Genomic DNA, 583 nt, shown 5'->3' on the forward strand with positions numbered 1-583 from the left:
CTGCTGGTCCAATCCTTCAGTTGGTTCACGAGAGCGGCGAGTGCCAGACGAGCATTGGCTGGTAACGCCAGGGCCTCGTCATCCAATAAGTCCACCAGACCGTCCACCCGTTGCCGGCCTTGCCCGACAATGATTCCGAACTCAGCGAAGTGAGCTCGAATGGCACAAGCCGTCATGGTTCTCTGGCGGACCAGCAGGCCTCTTGCGCGATGAAGCATCAGGAAGCCCTGGTTCTCGACGCTCTTGATCGGAACGAACCTCATATTGGGGCGGGTCACCGCTTCGCAGATCGCGGCCGCGTCGGCGGCGTCGTTCTTAGCTCCTCGCCGCACATAAGGTTTTACATAGGCAGGCGGAATCAATTTCACCTCGTGTCCAAACCGCTGAATCTCGCGTGCCCAGTGGTGAGCGGTGGCGCAGGCTTCGATGCCGACCAGACACGGCTCGATCGAGGAGAAGAACGACACGATCTCGCCTCGCCTCGCCGGAGGCGTTGGCGACTGGTTATTTGGCCCTTGCTGTCAACTGCATGGACGTGAAATACGTGCTTCGAAATGTCCAACCCAATTGTCGCGACTTCCAT

Annotated in this window: 1 pseudogene; it reads right to left on the minus strand. The window is 58.8% G+C overall.

Annotated elements, in window-relative coordinates:
- Positions 1-583, minus strand: a pseudogene (locus XH79_RS06790) (IS110 family transposase); the annotation flags it as partial.

Origin of the sequence: Bradyrhizobium sp. CCBAU 45389, from assembly GCF_028128625.1 — a bacterium.
Classification (GTDB): Bacteria; Pseudomonadota; Alphaproteobacteria; order Rhizobiales; family Xanthobacteraceae; genus Bradyrhizobium; species Bradyrhizobium liaoningense_B.